At 67.4% G+C, this 18,114-nt stretch carries 15 protein-coding genes; 9 read left to right on the top strand and 6 right to left on the bottom strand.

From position 1 onward, the window contains the following. Window positions 1–13 precede the first annotated feature (13 nt). Both PV764_RS08070 and gnd read left to right on the top strand, forming a co-directional pair. The gene (locus tag PV764_RS08070) at window positions 14–1,297 is read left to right on the top strand and encodes a hypothetical protein (protein ID WP_421116423.1); all 1,284 of its coding nucleotides are present in this window, start codon (window positions 14–16) and stop codon (window positions 1,295–1,297) included. A gap of 3 nt (window positions 1,298–1,300) precedes the next feature. Next, a complete protein-coding gene (gene gnd, locus PV764_RS08065; protein ID WP_019186028.1) occupies window positions 1,301–2,203 on the top strand; it encodes a phosphogluconate dehydrogenase (NAD(+)-dependent, decarboxylating) in 903 nt (300 codons plus the stop codon). 97 nt (window positions 2,204–2,300) lie between these two features. Here the strand turns inward: gnd and PV764_RS08060 are convergent, their stop codons facing one another. After that, a complete protein-coding gene (locus tag PV764_RS08060; RefSeq protein ID WP_046274278.1) occupies window positions 2,301–3,341 on the bottom strand; it encodes an oxidoreductase in 1,041 nt (346 codons plus the stop codon). Between the two features lie 170 nt (window positions 3,342–3,511). Here PV764_RS08060 and PV764_RS08055 point away from each other — a divergent pair, with 170 nt between their 5' ends. The 4 genes from PV764_RS08055 (at window position 3,512) to PV764_RS08040 (ending at window position 7,873) form a co-directional block, all read left to right on the top strand. Then, window positions 3,512–3,889: a BON domain-containing protein gene (locus PV764_RS08055; RefSeq protein ID WP_019186026.1), complete on the top strand. Its 378-nt coding sequence runs from the start codon at window positions 3,512–3,514 to the stop codon at window positions 3,887–3,889. Window positions 3,890–4,096: 207 nt separating this feature from the next. Continuing rightward, a complete protein-coding gene (locus PV764_RS08050; protein WP_046274260.1) occupies window positions 4,097–5,917 on the top strand; it encodes a sensor histidine kinase in 1,821 nt (606 codons plus the stop codon). Then, window positions 5,914–6,354, top strand: a complete 441-nt coding sequence (locus PV764_RS08045) for a response regulator (protein WP_019186024.1) — start codon at window positions 5,914–5,916, stop codon at window positions 6,352–6,354. The genes PV764_RS08050 and PV764_RS08045 overlap by 4 nt, the downstream gene beginning before the upstream one ends. A gap of 4 nt (window positions 6,355–6,358) precedes the next feature. Then, entirely contained in the window at window positions 6,359–7,873 is a 1,515-nt protein-coding gene (locus PV764_RS08040) for an ATP-binding protein (protein WP_019186023.1), read from the top strand. Here PV764_RS08040 and PV764_RS08035 read toward each other — a convergent pair whose 3' ends face one another. Continuing rightward, window positions 7,874–8,608 carry a proteasome-type protease gene (locus PV764_RS08035; protein ID WP_019186022.1) on the bottom strand — a complete coding sequence of 245 codons (735 nt, stop codon included), beginning with the start codon at window positions 8,606–8,608 and terminating at the stop codon, window positions 7,874–7,876. Between the two features lie 84 nt (window positions 8,609–8,692). Here PV764_RS08035 and folK point away from each other — a divergent pair, with 84 nt between their 5' ends. After that, complete coding sequence (gene folK, locus PV764_RS08030; RefSeq protein ID WP_421116421.1) at window positions 8,693–9,184, top strand: 2-amino-4-hydroxy-6-hydroxymethyldihydropteridine diphosphokinase; 492 nt, start codon at window positions 8,693–8,695, stop codon at window positions 9,182–9,184. 31 nt (window positions 9,185–9,215) lie between these two features. Here the strand turns inward: folK and PV764_RS08025 are convergent, their stop codons facing one another. Then, a complete protein-coding gene (locus PV764_RS08025; protein ID WP_019186020.1) occupies window positions 9,216–9,953 on the bottom strand; it encodes a pteridine reductase in 738 nt (245 codons plus the stop codon). A 56-nt stretch (window positions 9,954–10,009) separates the two neighbouring features. Here PV764_RS08025 and PV764_RS08020 point away from each other — a divergent pair, with 56 nt between their 5' ends. Continuing rightward, a complete protein-coding gene (locus PV764_RS08020) occupies window positions 10,010–11,194 on the top strand; it encodes a class I SAM-dependent methyltransferase (protein ID WP_046274279.1) in 1,185 nt (394 codons plus the stop codon). 1 nt (window position 11,195) lies between these two features. After that, window positions 11,196–11,585, top strand: a complete 390-nt coding sequence (locus PV764_RS08015) for a VanZ family protein (protein WP_019186018.1) — start codon at window positions 11,196–11,198, stop codon at window positions 11,583–11,585. A 154-nt stretch (window positions 11,586–11,739) separates the two neighbouring features. Here the strand turns inward: PV764_RS08015 and PV764_RS08010 are convergent, their stop codons facing one another. From PV764_RS08010 to PV764_RS08000, 3 genes are all read right to left on the bottom strand, one after another. Then, window positions 11,740–14,076, bottom strand: coding sequence for a family 20 glycosylhydrolase (locus PV764_RS08010; RefSeq protein WP_421116420.1), 2,337 nt, complete (start codon window positions 14,074–14,076; stop codon window positions 11,740–11,742). A gap of 93 nt (window positions 14,077–14,169) precedes the next feature. After that, a complete protein-coding gene (locus tag PV764_RS08005; protein WP_019186016.1) occupies window positions 14,170–16,875 on the bottom strand; it encodes a TonB-dependent receptor in 2,706 nt (901 codons plus the stop codon). Between the two features lie 155 nt (window positions 16,876–17,030). Then, window positions 17,031–18,002: a glucokinase family protein gene (locus tag PV764_RS08000; protein WP_421116434.1), complete on the bottom strand. Its 972-nt coding sequence runs from the start codon at window positions 18,000–18,002 to the stop codon at window positions 17,031–17,033. Between the last annotated feature and the right edge of the window lie 112 nt (window positions 18,003–18,114).

The raw sequence follows: 18,114 nt of genomic DNA, 5'->3' as shown, positions 1-18,114 counted from the left end.
GGTGCGGCGCGCCATGGCAGCAGGATCGCGGCGCTGGCGCCGCTGTGCGCTCGCGGTGCTGCTGGGGCTGATCCCGGCGGCCAGTGCGTGGAGCGCGGCGTCGTGCGCGCAGGGCGTGCTGGAAGCGCTGGGCTGGCACTTCAGTGAGGCGGACGTCGCTGCGCCGGTGGTCCATGCCGGACCGGTGTGCGAGCGCGCCGACCTGCGCCAGGCGCAGGCCGCAGGTGACCTGCGCGTACAGCTGCCGCGGCAGTGGTCGGCGCAGCAGCTGCAGGCCTGGCTGCCGACCCTGTTCGATGACCCGGGCACGGTCTGTGCGTATGCATTCAAGCTGGGCGCGGCCACGCGCCGGGCCACCACCGCCCTGCAGGACAACGACGGCTTCCGCTTCTCGGCCTTGCAGCTGGGCTGGATCGGCTTCGGCGCCGGCGGCGCGCAGGCCAAGGGTTGGGAGCGCTTCCGCAGCTTCGGCCGCGGCTATCAGCCGGCCGAAGCCAACAGTGCGGCGCTGCAGACGTTCTACGATGGCCGCGTACGCGCCGAGTGCGGGGTCGGCCGCCAGGTGGCGCAGCTGGCGACCCAGCGCGAACTGTACGGCGATGCCGCCTTCGACCGCGAATTCTCCGCCGATGAACTCTCCATCGGCACGTTCCTGACCCTGCACGAGACCGACAGCATCCTGCTGGGCCGGCATGCCGGGGAGTTCCTGGCCGACGGCAAAGCGAGCAAGACCGCGCAACGCGGTCGGCAGGCGTTCGTGGGTACGCCCGGTTTCATCGAGCACGTGTTCGAGCGCAAGTACCTGGATGACATCAACAACCAGGCCGAGAACTTCGTGGTGGTCGATGTCAGCGATGCCGCGGCGCGCGCGCTGCGCGAGCACGACGGCTTTGCCCATTACGACCAGGTCAATCGGCGCATCTGGTCACTGGCCCAGCGCATGCCGGGCCCGGGGCCGCGCCGCTTCGAGCGGCTGCTGATCGAGCGGGATCCGATCTGGCGGCGCGAGGTGCCGGCCGAACAGCAACCGCTGCTGAAGGAACTGGATGCGTTGCTGGACGATCCGTTCTACCAGGGGTTCCTGATTTACGTGCATCCTCGCGGTATACGTCCTATCGGATATCACATCGCGCGCCTGCTCGATCGCAATCCGCGCACGCCGTTCGCGATCGAGCTGGGGCTGCACAATCTGCACACCACGTTGTACCGGCGCTGGATCCAGGCGCAGCTGCGGCAATGCGCGGCAGCGCCGGTACCTCCTGTTACACAACCGCATTCGCAAGCTGAGCAAAGGTGAGTCATGGATATTGCAATGATTGGGCTGGGCCGCATGGGCGCCAACATGGCCGAGCGCCTGCATCGCGGCGGACACCACGTGATCGGTGTCGATCCCGGTGAGGCCGCGCGTACCGCGGCCGCCGAGCGCGGTTTCGAGGTCAGTGCCTCGATCGCCGAGACGCTTGCGGCGCTGCCGGTGCCGCGCGTGGTGTGGCTGATGGTGCCGGCCGGCGTGGTCGACCAGACCCTGGCGTCGCTCTCGCCGCATCTGTCCGAAGGCGACGTGGTGATCGACGGCGGCAACTCGTATTACAAGGATTCCATGCGCCGCAGCGAGCAGCTGCAGGGCGAGGACGTGACCTACATCGACTGCGGCACCAGTGGCGGGGTGTGGGGCCTGCAGGAGGGCTACAGCCTGATGATCGGCGGCGACAAGGCCGCGGTCGAGCGGATCGGGGCGATCTTCCGCACGCTGGCACCGGGCGAGGACCGTGGCTGGGCGCACGTCGGCCCGAGCGGGGCAGGGCACTTCTGCAAGATGGTCCACAACGGCATCGAGTACGGGATGATGCAGGCCTACGCTGAAGGCTTCGCGCTGATGCAGCACAAGACCGACTTCAATCTCGATCTGGCGCAGGTGGCCAAGGCCTGGCAGCACGGCAGCGTGGTGCGCTCGTGGCTGCTCGACCTCAGTGCCGATGCCCTGGGCCGCAACCCGCAGCTGGAGGGCATCGCGCCGTATGTCGAAGACTCCGGCGAGGGCCGCTGGACCGTGGCCGAGGCGATCGATCTGGACGTGCCGGCGCCGGTGATCACGCTGTCCCTGCTCGAACGCCTGCGCTCGCGCGAGAAGAATTCCTTCAGCGACCGCCTGCTGGCGGCGATGCGCAATGAGTTCGGTGGTCACGCGATCAAGACCACGTAAGCCGGACCAATGCGGGCCGGCAAAGGTGATCGTCCGGCCCGTGGCCGCCAAGCGCGTGGATCTACCCCGGCCAAGGTGAGTGAGCCAGGGCGTTGCCTCAGAGCGTTATCCGCCGCCCGCTGCGCGCACTTTCCGCACCGGCCTCCAGCAGGCGCATCAGCTGCAGCGCCTGCGCGGTGCTGACCGGTGCCTCTGCCACGCCCAGCATCGCATCGCGGAACTGCGCATAGAACGCACGGTAATCACCGGGCACGTTGTCCACGGTGCTGCGCTGGGTGTGACCCTCGGCGTCGACCCGCACCAGATGCCCGTGCTGCGGGTCCAGGCCCCAGCCCGGCGCACCCGGTGCGATGCCGCGGCGCAGCTGGTCTTCCTGCACGTCCAGCCCGTCTTTCAGATAGCTGCCGGCATCGCCATGCACGATGAAGCGCGGGCCGGAGGCGGCCACCAGCGAGCCGGCGTGCAGGATCGCGCGGTGCCGCGGGTAATGCAGCACCGCGTGGAAATAGTCGTTGCCCAGGGCGTGCTCACGCTGCGCCATCAGGTCCACGCTGATCGCGCCGGGCCAGCCGAACAACTGCAGCATCTGATCCAGCAGATGGGGGCCCAGATCCATCCACAGGCCGCTGCCGGGCGCATCGCTTTCGCGCCAGCGCTCGCGCACCTGCGGGCGGAAGCGGTCGAAGTGGGAATGGCATTCGGCGACGCGACCGATCCGGCCCTCGTCGATCACCTGCTTGAGGGTGAGGAAGTCGGCGTCATGGCGGCGGTTCTGGAAGACGGTGACCACGCGTTCGGCCGCCTGCGCGGCCCGCACCACCGATTCGGCCTCCGCAACGGACAGCGCGAACGGCTTGTCGACCAGTACATGCTTGCCCGCCGCGAGTGCAGCGCGCGCCAGAGGGGCATGCGCATCGTTCGGCGTGGCGATCACCACCGCGTCCACCGCCGGGTCGTCGAACAGCTGCTGCGGGTCCGCGCAGATGCGCACATCGGTGAAGCTGCGCAGCAACCGGTCGCGCTGCGAGCTGACGATGCTGTGCAACGCCAGGCCCGGCGTGTGCAGGATCAACGGCGCATGGAAGACGCTGCCGGCCAAGCCATAACCGATCAATCCCACCTGCAGTACGGCGGCCATGGTGCGCTCCAACATAACGGGGCAGGACAGCGTAACGGCTGGGCGTGCGCGGCGGAAATCTGAACGGTTTGGCAGGAAGCTGAGTGGTTCACGGCAGCGTTATGCGGCGCCCACGTCCCGTCCACGGCCCGGCACGGACACTGGCTGCACATCCGCAAAGGAATTCGAACATGACCAACACGACCCGTAATCTGCTTGCTGCTTCGCTGGCCCTGGGCATGGTGCTGGGCACCTCTTCCGCCATGGCCAAGGATCCGCCGAAGACCACCGATCATGCCGCGATGACCCACGCCGATACCCACGATTCGGCTGAGCCGGTCACCGACAGCTGGATCACCACCAAGGTCAAGACCGACCTGCTGACCAGCAAAAACGTCCCGGGTACCGAAGTGAAGGTGGAGACCGTCAATGGCGTGGTCACCCTCACCGGCACCGTTGCCAGCCAGGCCGAGCATGACAAGGCCGTCCGTGTGACCCAGCAGATCAAGGGCGTCAAGCGTGTCGACGCCGCTGGCCTGAAGGTCGCCGCGACCGCCGCCAAGCGCTGAGTCCTGCTGCACCGTTGAACAGAGCGCGCCTTCGGGCGCGTTTTTTTGTGCGCGCTCCCCGGGCTCCTGCGCTGTTCAGTCAGGTGAGGGACCGCGTATTCACAAAGGGGTGGAGTATATTCAGTGCTTCGCCATCGCCGTGCGGTGCGCATGCCGGCTGTACGCGCATGGGCAGGACCGGGTGTGGCACCGAGCTGAAGAGGGACTATGGCGCTGGTGTTCAGTGATCAAATCTGGGACCGCTGGCGATTGCCGGCACTGGCCCTGGCGGCGGTAGCCATCATCGTGGTGCCGTGGCTCACCCTGCGCAAGCTGGCCGATGACAACATCGATGCGATGAACTGGGTCACCCACACCCAGGATGTCGGCGTGGCCGTATACCAATTGCAGGCCGACGTGCGCGATGTCGAATCGGCCGCGTTGACCATGTCCAAGGGCATCGATGCGCCTGGCCTGCGCGAACGCCTGGCCCAGGCCGACGATATCCCCGGGCGGCTGGCCCGGCTGGCCGAGCTGACCCGTGACAATCCCGATCAGCTGATCCGCATCGGTCGCATCCAGTCCATGCTCGAACGCCGCATGGAGCTGGCCAAGCAGCTGGCCCGCTCGGCGCCCGATGCCGACCAGCGGCAGCTGGTGGCCGACCTGACCACCCGCTACCCCATCCGCAACCTGGTCGAAGAACTGCAGGCCACCGAAGAGCAGCTGCTCGCCAAGCGCTCGGCGCTGTTCGCGGCCCAGCAGCGCCAGGGCGAGTTCATTTCATGGTCGGCGCTGGTGGTGCAGCTGCTGCTGCTCGGCCTGGTGCTGTGGCTGCTGCAACGCCAGATCCGCCATCGTCTCAGCGCCGAACGCGCCTCGCTGCGCGCGGCCGGACGTGCCGCGTCGGTGCTGCACACGGTGCGCGAGCCGATCGTGCTGCTGGACCGCAGCTTGCGCGTGCAGATGCACAATCCCGCGTTTGCCGAACTGTACGGGCTGGACGAGGAGACCTCGGCCGAAGGGCTGCCGCTGGACAGCATCGGCGACGGGGCCTGGGCCGATGCAGTGGTCCGCCAGCGGCTGACCGACGTGCTGCTGCGCGGCCGCGAGCTGTGGGATTACGAACACGAACAGCGCACCGCCGATGACGTGGTGCGGATCATGCTGATCAACGCGCGGCGCATGCCGCTGCCGGACAAGGATGATGAAGTGGTGCTGATGACGGTCAGCGATGTCACCGTGCAGCGCGCCGTACAGCTGCGGGTGGAGGAACTGAACCGCCAGCTGGAAGGCAAGGTCGAGCAGGTCTCGGAGGTGAATCGCGAACTGGAAGCCTTCAGTTACTCGGTCTCGCACGATCTGCGCGCGCCGTTGCGCCACGTGGCCGGCTTCTCCGACAAGCTCACCCGCCACCTGGGCGAAGAGGCCGACGAGAAGTCCCTGCATTACCTGGGCGTGATTTCCAATTCCGCCCGGCGCATGGCCGCGCTGATCGACGATCTGCTGGTCTATTCGCGCCTGGGCCGGGCGGCGATGCGGCTGCAGGCGGTGGACATGCAGTCGCTGGTCGCCGATACCCGCGCCATGCTCGATGCCAACCAGCAGAGCGAGGCCGAGAGCACCGGCGTGCCGCACCATGTCGACTGGAAGATCGCGCCGCTGCCGATCATCGTTTCCGATGAAAACATGATGCGCCAGGTCTGGCTGAATCTGCTCGGCAACGCGATCAAGTATTCTTCCAACCGCGAGCCGGCCCGGATCGAGGTCGACTACAAGCTGCAGCCTGACGGCAGCCATCTGTTCACGGTGCGCGACAACGGCGCCGGGTTCGACATGGCCTATGCCGGCAAGCTGTTCGGGGTGTTCCAGCGGCTGCACAAGGCCAGCGACTACCCGGGCACGGGCATCGGCCTGGCCAGTGTCCGCCGGGTGCTGACCCGCCACGGCGGTCGCATCTGGGCCGAATCGGCGGTCGATCAAGGCGCCACGTTCCACTTCGTTCTTCCACCCGCGCTCGACGCAATCAACAAGGGCTCCGCCGCATGACCGCTCTCCGTACCATCCTCCTTGCCGAGGACAGCCCCGCCGACGCCGAGATGGCCATCGACGCCCTGAAGGAGGCCCGCCTGGCCAACCCGATCGTGCACGTCGAAGACGGCGTGGAAGCGATGGACTACCTGCTGCGCCGTGGCGCCTTCGCCAACCGCGACGAAGGCCTGCCGGCGGTGCTGCTGCTGGACATCAAGATGCCGCGCATGGACGGCCTGGAAGTGCTCAAGGAAATCCGCAACACCGAGGAGCTCAAGCGGCTGCCGGTGGTGATCCTGTCCTCCTCGCGCGAAGAAAGCGATCTGGCGCGCAGCTGGGACATGGGCGTGAACGCGTACGTGGTCAAGCCGGTGGACGTGGACCAGTTCTTCGGCGCCGTGCAGACCCTGGGCAAGTTCTGGGGCCTGATCAACCAGGCACCGGAGATCGAGTAAGCCCATGCCGCTGACCGGCCCTGCGTTGGGTGCCCTGCGGATCCTGCTGATCGAGGATTCGCCGGAAGACGCCGAACTGATGTGCGAACAGATGCTCGACGCTGGCCTGGAAGCCAGCTTCGAGCGGGTGGAGAGCGCGCAGGAACTGCGTGAGGCGCTCGAGCGCGCCGCGCCGGACATCGTGCTCTCCGACCTGAGCATGCCCGGCTTCTCCGGCAACGAGGCGCTGCAGATCGTGCGCGCTGCCTTGCCCGAGGTGCCCTTCATCTTCGTGTCCGGCACGATGGGTGAGGAAAACGCCGTGGCGGCCCTGCACCAGGGAGCCAACGACTACATCATCAAACACCAGCCGGCGCGCCTGCCCTCGGCGGTGGCCCGTGCGGTGCGCGAAGCGCGCAGCGCGATCGACCGCCAGCGCGTGGAAGCCGAGCTGATGCGTGCCCAGCGGCTGGAAAGCCTGTCGCTGCTGGCGGCCGGGCTCAGCCACGACCTGCGCAACATCCTGCAGCCGCTGCTGATCATGCCCGACCTGATGAAGGCGCGGACCGAAGACCCGCAGCTGCACCACCTGGCCGACATCATCGCCGAGTGCGGCCGGCGTGGTCATGAGATGGCCGAGTCGATGCTGTCCTTCGTGCGCGGGTCGCGCAAGCCCAGCGAACACATCTGCCTGGTCCACCTGTTCGAAGGCGTGGAGCTGCTCCTGCGCAGCAACCTGCCGGCCAAGGTCACCCTGCACCTGGAGGTGGCCGACGGCCTGGCGGTGGATGCCAATTACACCGAGCTGCAGCAGGTACTGCTCAACCTGTCCCTGAATGCCATCCAGGCCATGCCCAATGGCGGCCGTCTGACCCTGCGTGCCGCCCCTGCGGCCGATACCCATGGCGACGACTGGCTGCGCATCTCGGTGACCGACGAGGGCATCGGCATGGATGCGGACACGCTGTCGCACCTGTTCAATCCCTTCTTCACCACCAAGGCGACCGGCACCGGCCTGGGCCTGATCTCGTGCAAGCGCATCATCGAGGGCGCGCACGGCAGCATCCACGTCGACAGCCAACCCGGTGTGGGCACGCGCTTCGATCTGCTGCTGCCGATGCGCGAGATCACCGACACCGCCGACGCCGTGGATGGGCCGATCGCCGCCGGTGCCGGCCAGTCGATCCTGGTCGTGGATGGTGAGGCGACGCGCCTGTCGCTGCTGGGCAACGCGCTCTCCAGCCAGGGTTACCACCTGCAGCTGGCCTCCGATGGCGCGGCCGCGCTGCGCTGGATGCAGCAGGAAAGCATGCCCGCGCTGGTGATCGCCGATGCCGGTTCCAAGCTGCTCTCGGCCAGCCACCTGCTGGGCGAGATGGCCACGCTGGGCTATCGCGGTCCGGCGCTGGTGCTGGAAGAAGCCGATGTCACCGTGCCGCTGGCGGTGTTCCCGCCCGGCATCAACGTGCACGTACTGCGCAAGCCGCTGGAAATGCAGCAGGTATTCCGTTCAGTGGCCGAGGCGCTGGAAACCGCCTGATCAGCCTTCCCACGGAAAGCGTGGGAGGCTGGCCACGGCCTGTTCGAGTTTGTACGACCAGTTGCCGTGGATCTCGGCATACAGCGGGCTGTCGCCGGCCAGGCGCATGCGCTGGGTGATGCGCAGGTCATCCTTGCGGATCAGCACCAGATCCACCGGCAAGCCCACCGAGAGATTGGACCGGATCGTGGAGTCCAGCGAGACGATGGCGGTGCGCGCGGCATCTTCCAGGCGGGTCTGAGGGCGCAGGATCCTGTCCAGGATCGGCTTGCCGTACTTGGATTCGCCGATCTGCAGGAACGGGGTTTCCGGCGAGGCCGCGATGGCATTGCCGAGTGGATAGATCATGTACAGCCCGGGGTGCTCGCCGCCGATCTGGCCACCGAGGATCAGCGTCGCCTGGGTCACGATGCCGTCCTGGCCCGCCTCATGCGTGCTGGATTTGACCTGGCTGTCGAGCAGGACCCGGCCCACGTACTCGGCCACTTCGAACAGATGCCGGTAGGCGCGCAGGTTTTGCGGCCGCTGCTCTTCCACGTCACGGCGCAGCCGCGAGATCAGCAGCTGGGTGGTCGCCAGGTTGCCGGCGGCCATGATCACGAAGGCCGCCTCCCCGGGGAACTCGAACTCGTGCAGCTTGCGGTGCACGCGCACGTCGTCCAGCGACGCGTTGGTACGGGTATCGGCGGCGAAGACCAGGCCTTCGTCCACCTCGATGCCGACGCAATAGGTCATGTCGGTGTCCTATGATGTGCACCCCGATTCTATGCGCTGGCCCTGTTGGCCCGGTGTGGAATCGCCCCACGCACGCTGAATACCATGACCACTGCGCTCCTGAGCCTGGGCAGCAACCTGCAGCCGCAACAGCACCTTCACGCCGCGGTGGAGGCCCTGCGCGCGCGCTTCGGCACGATCGCGGTCTCGCCGGCCTACCGCACCGCCGCGGTGGGCTTCGATGGCCCGGATTTCCTCAACAATGCGGTGGCGATCGAGACCGACCTGCCATTGCAGACGCTGGATGATTGGCTGCATGCGCTGGAAGACGCCCACGGGCGCGACCGCAGCGGCCCGCGCTTCAGCGACCGCACCCTGGACATCGATGTGGTGTTCTACGGCGACCTGATCGTGGAGGGCCCCGGCCATCTGCGCATTCCGCGCCCCGAACTCAAGCATGCTTTCGTGCTCAAGCCGCTGGCCGATATCGCCCCGGCGTTCCGCGATCCGGTCAGCGGGTTGACCCTGGAGGCGCTGTGGCGTGCCCACCGGCAGTTCGGCGAGCCGTTCGACACGATGGACCTGCTGCCCGAGTAATCATGCACTACCGGGGCGGTCCAACGGGTGTTCAGGACAACGTCCGCCCGCCATCAACGCGCAGGGTGTGCCCGGTCACGAACGCCGCATCCGTGGCCAGCCAGTACACCGCCTCGGCGATCTCCTCCACGGTGCCGGTGCGGGCCAGCGGGGTACGCGCCAGCAGCGCCTGCTGGGCGAAATCATCCTTGCCCTGTTCCGGCCACAGGATCGCCCCGGGCGCGACCGCGTTGACCCGTACCTTGGGCGCCAGTTCCAGCGCCAGCGAGCGGGTCACCATTTCCAGCGCCGCCTTGGCGGCCGCGTACACCGGGTGGTCGCGCATCGGCTGGGTGCCATGCAGATCGGTCAGGTTGACGATGCTGCCCTGCTGGCGGCGCAGGTGCGGCGCGGCGGCCTGGGCCAGTAGCAGCGGGGCACGCGCATTGACCGCGAACAGGTCATCCCACTGGGCGGCGGTGATCTGGCCAAGCAGGGTGGGGTAGAAGTTGGAGGCATTGTTGACCAGCGTGTCCAGCCGGCCGAACTGGGCCACGGTCTGGTCGATCAGATCGGGCAGGGCCTCGGCATCGCGCAGGTCGGCCTGCAGCGCCAGCACGCTGCCCGGGCGCAGCATGTCCATGTCGAAGGCCATCTGCTGCAGCTCGGTGGTGGAGGTGTGGGCGTGCAGCACCACCGACCAGCCACAGGCGTGGAACTGGCGGGCGATGGCCGCGCCGATCCGGCGCGCGCTGCCGGTGATCAGCGCCACGGGCGCGGTATCGGTCATCGGGGGTACTCCCTGCTCAGGCTATGCTGTGCATTGTCACCGCAATCGCCCGCGCCATGCATTCCCCACTGCCCCTCCCCGAATCCGACGCCCTGGCCCACAGCGACGAGCTGGCTGCGGCGCTGCGCGCTGAAATCCTTGCCAACGGCGGCGCGATGCCGTTCTCCCGCTTCATGGAGCTGAGCCTGTACGCGCCCGGTTGGGGCTACTACAGCGCCGGTGCCAGCAAGTTCGGCGCCGCCGGCGATTTCACCACCTCGCCGGAAATCGGCGCGCTGTTCGCCGCCACGCTGGCCAACGCGATCGCCCCGGTGATGCAGCAGCTCGGGCCGCAGGCGCGCTTCATGGAGGTCGGTGGCGGCAGCGGCGCGTTTGCCGAAGTGATGCTCAAGCGCATGCTGGAACTGGACGCGCTGCCCGAGCGCTACGCGATCCTGGAACCCAGCGCGGACCTGCGGCAGCGCCAGCGCGAGCGCCTGGAAAAGGCGCTGATTCCACCGGTGTTCGCCTTGGTGGAATGGCTGAACGGCCCGTTCGATGACGACTGGGACGGCATGGTCTTCGCCAACGAAGTGATCGACGCGCTGCCGACGCCGCGCTTCCTGGCGCGCGACGGCATGGTCTATGAAGAGACCGTCGAACTGGATGCCGACGGCGCCTTCGTGCGTGGCGCGCAGCCGGCCGATGCGATGCTCAGTGCCGCGGTCCGCCACGTCGAGCATTACCGCGAAAAGCCCTTCGCCGACGGCTACCGTTCCGAACTGCTGCCGCAACTGCCGTACTGGATCCAGGCCATTGCCGGCGGCTTGAAGCGCGGCGCGATGCTGTTCGTCGATTACGGCTACCCGCGCAACGAGTATTACCAGGACGACCGCGACGACGGCACCGTGCGCGCGTTCTACCGCCACCACGTGCACAACGACCTGTATCGCTGGCCGGGCCTTCAGGACCTCACCGCCTCGGTGGACTTCACCGCGCTGGCCGAAGCCGGCACGGGCGCCGGTTTCGAGCTGGCCGGTTACTGCACCCAGGCCAGTTTCCTGCTCGGCAACGGGCTGGATGCGCTGTTGGAAAAAGCCGATGCGCGCACCGACGAGATCGGCCGTGTGCGGCTGCGCGACCAGGTGAAAAAGCTGACGTTGCCGACCGGGATGGGCGAGCGCTTCCAGGTCATGGGCTTCCAGCGCGATGTCGATTTCGAACCGGCGTTCGCGCTCGGCGATCTGACCTGGCGCCTGTAACGTGGCCGCCACGAACCTGTTGAAGCCGCTGCGCTGGCCGCGGTTCTGGCTGGCGCTGTGGTGGGGGGCGGTGTTGGGCACGATCGTGGTCTGCCTGATCCCGCCGCCGCCGCTCACGTTGCCGGAGAACAGCGACAAAATCGAACACTTCCTCGCGTACTTCCTGCTGGCCTCGTCGGCAGTGCAGATCTACCAGCGACGCGCGGCCCTGATCTGGGCTGCGGTCGGCCTGGTCGCGCTGGGCATTGGCATCGAATTCGCGCAGGGCGCCTTGACCGCCAACCGCATGGCCGACCCGATGGATGCGCTCGCCAACAGCGTTGGCGTGCTGGCCGGCATGGCGATCGTGTTGACCCCGTTGCGCGACCTGCTGGTACGCCTGCGCGGGTAATGCGGCACCGGTACTGCCGCCCGTACGACGCAGGACGGGTACTGCTGCCCGTGCGACGCATGACGGGTAGTGCCGGCCGCTGGCCGGCAACCTGGCGATGCCGGATTCATGAGGTGCCGGCCAGCGGCCGGCACGACCGCCTGCGGCTGCGGCGTCACCGCGGCAGCAAGGTCATCTCATCCAGCACCCACATCGTCGGCCGGGTATCGCCGGTGAAGCGCACGCACAGGTTCTGCGTGCCCTTCAGCGACCGCGGCAATGCAGCCTCCAGGGTGATGAAGCCATCGGCGCCCGGGGCGGCCGGCAGCGTCACGCTGGCCAGCGGCTTGCCATCGCACTGCCCGCCGAGGATGTCCATCTCCCCGTGTGCGCTGCGCTTGGGCGCGAAGCGGCGGTTCGGCTCATCGTGGGCCAGCTGGAAGTAGTACGGAATCTGTCCGGCACGCACGTGCAGCTTGGCGATGCCGTCCACGTCTGCATCCTTCCACAGCCAGCACGGGTTGAAGATGTCCACGTTGAAGATCGCCCGCTCGCCCTCGGCCGGGCCGTCGTCTTCCAGGCGCAGCAGCAGCTGGCCTTCGCCCGGGCACTGCGCGAGCTGCTCGTCGGTGCGCGACAGCAGCGAGGTAGCGGTGATGTCGAAACGGCTGGCCGCCTTGGCCAGTGCCTGGCCATTGAAGAACGTGGCCGCCTGCAGCGCCACCGGCAGCGGCTGCTGCAGCGGGGCGGTGTAGCGCGGTGAGCGGGCGGTGACCGCGCTGCCGTCCACGCTGTAGTGGATGTCGTAGCCGAGGGGGCTGCGCAGGGCCAGCGTCGCGGTGCCGGCGCTACGGTCATCGCGGCTGTCCAGCTCCACCTGGAACGGGGTCTGTGCGTACGCAATGCCCATGGCCTGGTATCGCTGCAGCTGCGCCGGCAGGCGCGCCAGGAAATCGGCGTAGTCGCGTCGTTCGCGCGGCGACCAGCCGGTCTCGGCCACGGCGGCCAGGCGCGGGAACAGGTTGTGCTGCAGGCGGGCGTAGCTGCGGGTGTGCTCGGTGAACATGTTGGCCTGCAGGCCGAGGATGTGGTGCTGCTTGTCCTTGGCCAGTGCATCGGGCACCGGCTCGAAGCCGTACACGCGCGCCAGCGGAATCGTCGCCGGGCGGCCCGGCGGCTCGTTCGGCGAGTTGGTCTGCAGGTAATCCATGTACATGTCCGTCACCGGCGACATCACCACGTCATGGCCCTCGCTGGCCGCCTTGAGGCCGCCTTCGGTGCCGCGCCAGGACATCACCGTGGCCTCCGGCGGCAAACCGCCCTCAAGGATCTCGTCCCAACCGATCAGCCGCCTGTCGTGCTTTTCCAGGAAGGTCTCCAGGCGTTTGATGATGTGGCTCTGCATTTCCATCTCATCACCGGCGCCCAGCTCGCGCATGCGCGCCTGCACCCGCGCGGAGGCTTCCCACTGGTCCTTGACCGCTTCGTCGCCGCCCACGTGTACGTACTTGGCCGGGAACAGCGCGATGACCTCTTCCAGCACGTTCTCGAGAAACGCGAAGGTGCTGTCTTCGGTATTGAACAGGTTCGGGAACACGCCCCATTCGCTCAACGGCTTGAGCGGCGTGTCGAGGGTGCCAAGCTCGGGATAGGCCGCGATCGCCGCGGTCGCGTGGCCCGGGACGTCGATCTCCGGAATGACCTGGATGTGGCGTGCAGCCGCATACGCGATCACCTCGCGGATCTGCGCCTGCGTGTAGAAGCCGCAGTACGGGCGCTCGGCGCCGGTGACCGGATCGCGGCCGCCATCGCCGGCCGGAATGCGGCAGCTGCCGACGCCGGTCAGTTTCGGGTAGCGCTTGATCTCCATGCGCCAGCCCTGGTCATCGGTGAGATGCCAATGGAAGGTGTTGAGCTTCTGCTCGGCCATCGCATCGAGAACCTGCTTGATCTCATCCAGGCTCTGGAAGTGGCGGGCCGAATCGAGCATCAGGCCGCGCCAGCTGAAACGGGGGGCATCGTCGATGCGCAGCGCCGGGAGTTGCCCCTGGCTGCCACCGGTGAGCAGCTGCGAGAGCGTGGCCGCACCGTAGAACAGCCCGGCTTCGGTTGCGGCCTGCACCGTTGCGCCGCGCGCGTCCGAACGCAGCTGGTAGCCCTCGGCGCCGGTCTTGAGCGTGGCGTCGAGTACGAAGCGGATGCCGTCCTTGCCGCGTCCTTCGCTGACCGTCACCGCCGGGCCACCGCTGTTGCGCAGCAGGGTGGCGAACTGGGCGGCAACGCGGCCGGCGGCCTGGCCCTGCGCATGCACCGGGGTGGCCGCGCTCACCGTGTAGCCGGCGCCGTCGAGGCGGTCGACCCTGGCCGGTGCGGGAATCAGCATCAGCGAGCCGGGCAGGGCCTGCGGGCCGTTCGGTGCCTGTGCGTCGGTGGCCTGGGCCAGCGGGGCGAGGGAAAGTGCCAGTGCGAAGGACAGCAGCGACAGCGAGGTACGACGGGTGCGGGTGTGCATCGGGTCATTCCTTTGTAGCGAATCGGGTTCCACCTGCGAAACGGGCCCGGAAATCCGGGCCCGTTTCAGGTGTGCAGCGTGTTACCGCGGCGATCAGTACTTGAAGCGGAAGTTCAGATAGTACTGGCGGCCGTTGGAGTAGAACGAGGTCGGAATCAACGCGCTCTGGTAGTACTTGTAGGTCGGGTTGTTGAGGTTCAGGCCATCCAGGCTGATGCTCAGCCAGTCCGTCGCCTTGTAGCTGAGCGACGCCGACAGCGTGCCGAAGTCATCCTGGTAGTACGGGTTGGTACCGGACAGGCTGATCAGGAACGAAGAGCGGCGGGTGTAGCTGACGCGGGCGCCGAAGCGCTCGTTCTCGAAGTAGGCACCCACGTTGTAGGTGTTCTTCGACGTGCCCAGCAGGTTGTTGGTGCCATCGGCCCAGGTGTGGTCGGTCTTGCCGTTGGCGTAGGTGTAGTTGGCATTGACGCCGAAGTACTCGCCGATCGGCTGCTCGTAAGCCACTTCCACGCCGGTGACCTGCCCGTCGGCATTGATCGGGGTGGAGATGTCGTAGGTTTCAAGCTGGTTGGTCAGTTCGCTGAACAGCTGGCGCTGGACCACGTCGAAGGCGATGTAGTCCTTCAGGCGCATATGGTACGCGCCCACCGACACCAGGCCGCGCGGCATGAAGTACCACTCCAGGTTGGCGTCCAGGTTGCTGGACAGGGTCGGCTTCAGGTCGGGGTTGCCGCCACCGCCGGTCTTGTTCAGATCCGAACCCCACGAGGACGCACCCAGTGCTGAGTAGTCCGGCAGCGTCTGGGTCTGCGATGCGGCCACGCGCAGCACGAGGTCGTCGTCCAGGTCGAACTTGATGTTGGCGCTCGGCAGCACGCGGTCGTGCTTGTTCTCGAAGGCCTGGCGCTGCCACATGCCGAACAGGCTGCGCACGTCGGCGCGGGCCGGGTCGCTGACGGCCAGGTAGGTATCGATGTCCTGCTTGATGTTGACGTAGCGCAGGCCGAGGTTGCCGCTCCACCAGTCACCGGCGAAGTTGGCCTGCACGTAACCGGCGAAGTTCTTTTCCTTCACCTTCCACTCGGCGCCGTAGTTGTGGCGGCCGTCGGGACCGTCATTGCCGGCCAGCCAGGTCGAGTTGTTGATGATGGCGTTCTTCAGCGCATCCGGGGTGTAGTACCAGATGTTGCGCGGGAAGGTGCCGCCCACGCCGCTGGCGAAGTTGCCCGGGTACTGCCCGGTGGCGCTGCCGCGCAGCGCCGACCAGATGTCGCCCGGGGAGGCGCCTTCCGGCGACAGGGCCTCACGTTCGTGGTCGGCGAAACGCAGGCCGAAGTCGATCGAGCTCAGCGCGCCACCGTCGCTGAAGTACTGATTGAAATCCACCGACGCCCAGTCTTCCTTGTCTTCGGCCTTGACCAGCTGGTTGCCCCAGGTACCGAAGCTGGTAACGCCTGCTTCGCTCAGGTCGCCGCCGATGTTCCAGTCGACCGGGGAGCCGGCGCCGTGGCTGGCGTAGGACGCGCCGCCACCCTGGCCGACGGTGACTTCGGCGATGAACTGGCGCGGGGTTTCGCCGGTGCCCTTGGTGGTGCCGGCCTGGAACTTTGCGTTCAGGTTGTCGTTGATCTGCCAGTCCGCGTCGAAGGTGACGTAGCTGCTCTTGGCGGTGGCCTCGCGGTAGATCATGTCGTACACGCCGTAGTTCGTACCGGGAACGCCGGTGTACGTCGCGTTGGTGATTACGCCATCGACCACGGTGTAACCCGGATCCGGGGCCTGGCTCCGGCCGAAGCCGCTGCCGAACATCATGAAGTTGCGGTTGTAGTTGTTCGCTTCCAGTTCGGAGGTGAAGCCGCTCAGGCCCAGGGTCAGCGTGTCGATCGGCTTCCACTGCAGGGTGACCATGCCACCCTTGCGCTTGCGGGTCTGCTCGAACAGGGTCGAACCCAGCAGGCCGGGAATGGACAGGCCTTCCAGGTCCGGGCGCGGCGCCTGCAGGAACTGGCCCGGATTGGCCGGGTCGGGGATGCCGGCCACGACCGGATCGGTGGCCTTGAGTGCGAAGAAGCCGCCGGGGATTTCCTGCGCTTCACGGCGCAGTTCGCGCTCCTGGTAGAAGCCCTGCACCAGCACACCGAACGTGTTGGCGTCATTCTTGTAGTTGAACAGCGCCGAGTACTGCGGATCGGTCGAGTCGGCCTGGTCCGAACGCACGGCGCCCACCGAGGCCTCCGCCGTGAACTGCTTGGCGAACTGCAGCGGGGTACGGGTGATGATGTTGACGGTGCCGGTGGTGCCGCCGTCCTGCAGCTTGGCCTGCGAGGACTTGTTCACTTCCACCGAGCTGACCAGCTCGGACGGCAGCAGCGAATAGCTCACGCTGCGGCCGACGTTGTTGCCCTGGCTGAGCACGAACCAGTCCGCCGAGCCGACGCTGTGACCGTTGATGAGGGTCTGGGTCAGGCTCGGGCTGGTGCCGCGCAGGCTGACACGGTCGGCTTCATCGAAGCCGCCTTCGTCGGCGCTGGACGAGCTGATGTTCACACCGGGCAGGCGCTGCAGGGTGTCGGCGACGTTGTGGGCGGGCAGCTTGCCCACGTCTTCGGCGGTGACCACTTCCAGGCGCGCATTGGCATCGCGCTTGGTATCCAGCGACTTTTCCATCGAGCCACGGATGCCGGTGACCTGCACGGTGTCCAGATCGGTGGCGGTGGGGGCGGCTTGCTGCGCGTGGGCGCTGAAGGCCAGGCAGCTGACGATGGCTGCGGAAAGCAGGGTCTTGCGGGTGTTCATGATGTCTCTCCTCATCACTCGATGGTCGCCGGCGACGGCGTCGGTTTGCTTGCGTCTGGTACGACTGTGCCGCGCGCCTGTTGTCCGGGTGCGCCTTGGGTGCTACGTACTGCGTGGTGCGGTGTCCGCAGCGCCGATTCCGGCGCCGTGGCAGGTCAGGTTTCCGAGCGGCCGAGGTACCAGCTGGCGGCGCCGATGACGCCCAGCTGCCCGTGCTCGACCACCTTCACGGGAATACGTTCCAGTGCCTCGCGCATCGGCCCCTTGTTGAGGTACCGCTCGACGAAGGTGCTGTTCAACAGGAAGTCGCGGATCTGCGGCAGGATGCCGCCGGCCAGGTAGACACCGCCGGTGACGCCGTACTGCAGCGCCATGTCGCCGATCGTGCTGCCGAGCAGGCCGCAGAACACATCCAGGCTCTGCCGTGCGAGCGCATCCTGGTCGGCCATCGCAGCAGCGGTGATCGCATCCGGAGTGGTCAGCGCGGGGGTCTGGCCGTTCAATGCGCACAAAGCGCGGTACAGGTTCATCAGGCCGGGACCGGACAGCGCCTGCTCGACCGAGACGTGCGAGCGGTCGCGCAGCATCTGCCGCACGATCGCCATCTCCAGTTCGGTGGTGGTGGCCAGGGTCGGCTGGCCGGCTTCGGTCGCCAGGACCACGGCGCCGTGGGCGGTCGGGATCCACACGGCCGCGCCGAGGCCGGTACCGGGGCCGACCACCAGGGTCGGGCCGCGCGGCGCGGTGGCCGGGCCGGTCAGCTGCAGCACGCCGCTGGCATCGACCTGCGCGGCGGCGTAGGCCACGGCCTCGAAGTCGTTGACGATATAGACCTGGTCCAGGCCGACATCACGTTCGATCTGACGTGCCGACAGTGGCCAGGGCAGGTTGGCGGTGATCACCGTGCCGTCTTCGCGGGCATAGCCGGCGGTGGCGACCACGCAATGGGACGGACGCGGGCCATCGGCCAGGAAGTCGGACAGGATCGCGCTGAGGCCGGCGTAATCGGCATTGCGGAATTTGCGGTAGTCCAGCAGCTGGACCGGATGGGCCGGATCGGCACTGGCCTGGACCCGGCCAACCCGCACATGCGTGCCACCCACGTCGGCGGCCAGGAACGGTGGCATCGCGGCGGGCGGGGCATGGGCCGGAACAGCGTGGGCGGCTATGGTCACACGGACTCCATCGGTTGGGCGTGGCCAGGGCTGACCCGGCGATTGAGGCGGAGTCTGTAATCGT

It is taken from the genome of Stenotrophomonas sp. AS1 (assembly GCF_048957655.1).
GTDB classification, from domain to species: Bacteria; Pseudomonadota; Gammaproteobacteria; order Xanthomonadales; family Xanthomonadaceae; genus Stenotrophomonas; species Stenotrophomonas bentonitica_A.
The sequence above is the reverse complement of the archived record's forward strand: the minus strand, read 5'-3'. Positions and strand labels throughout refer to the sequence as shown.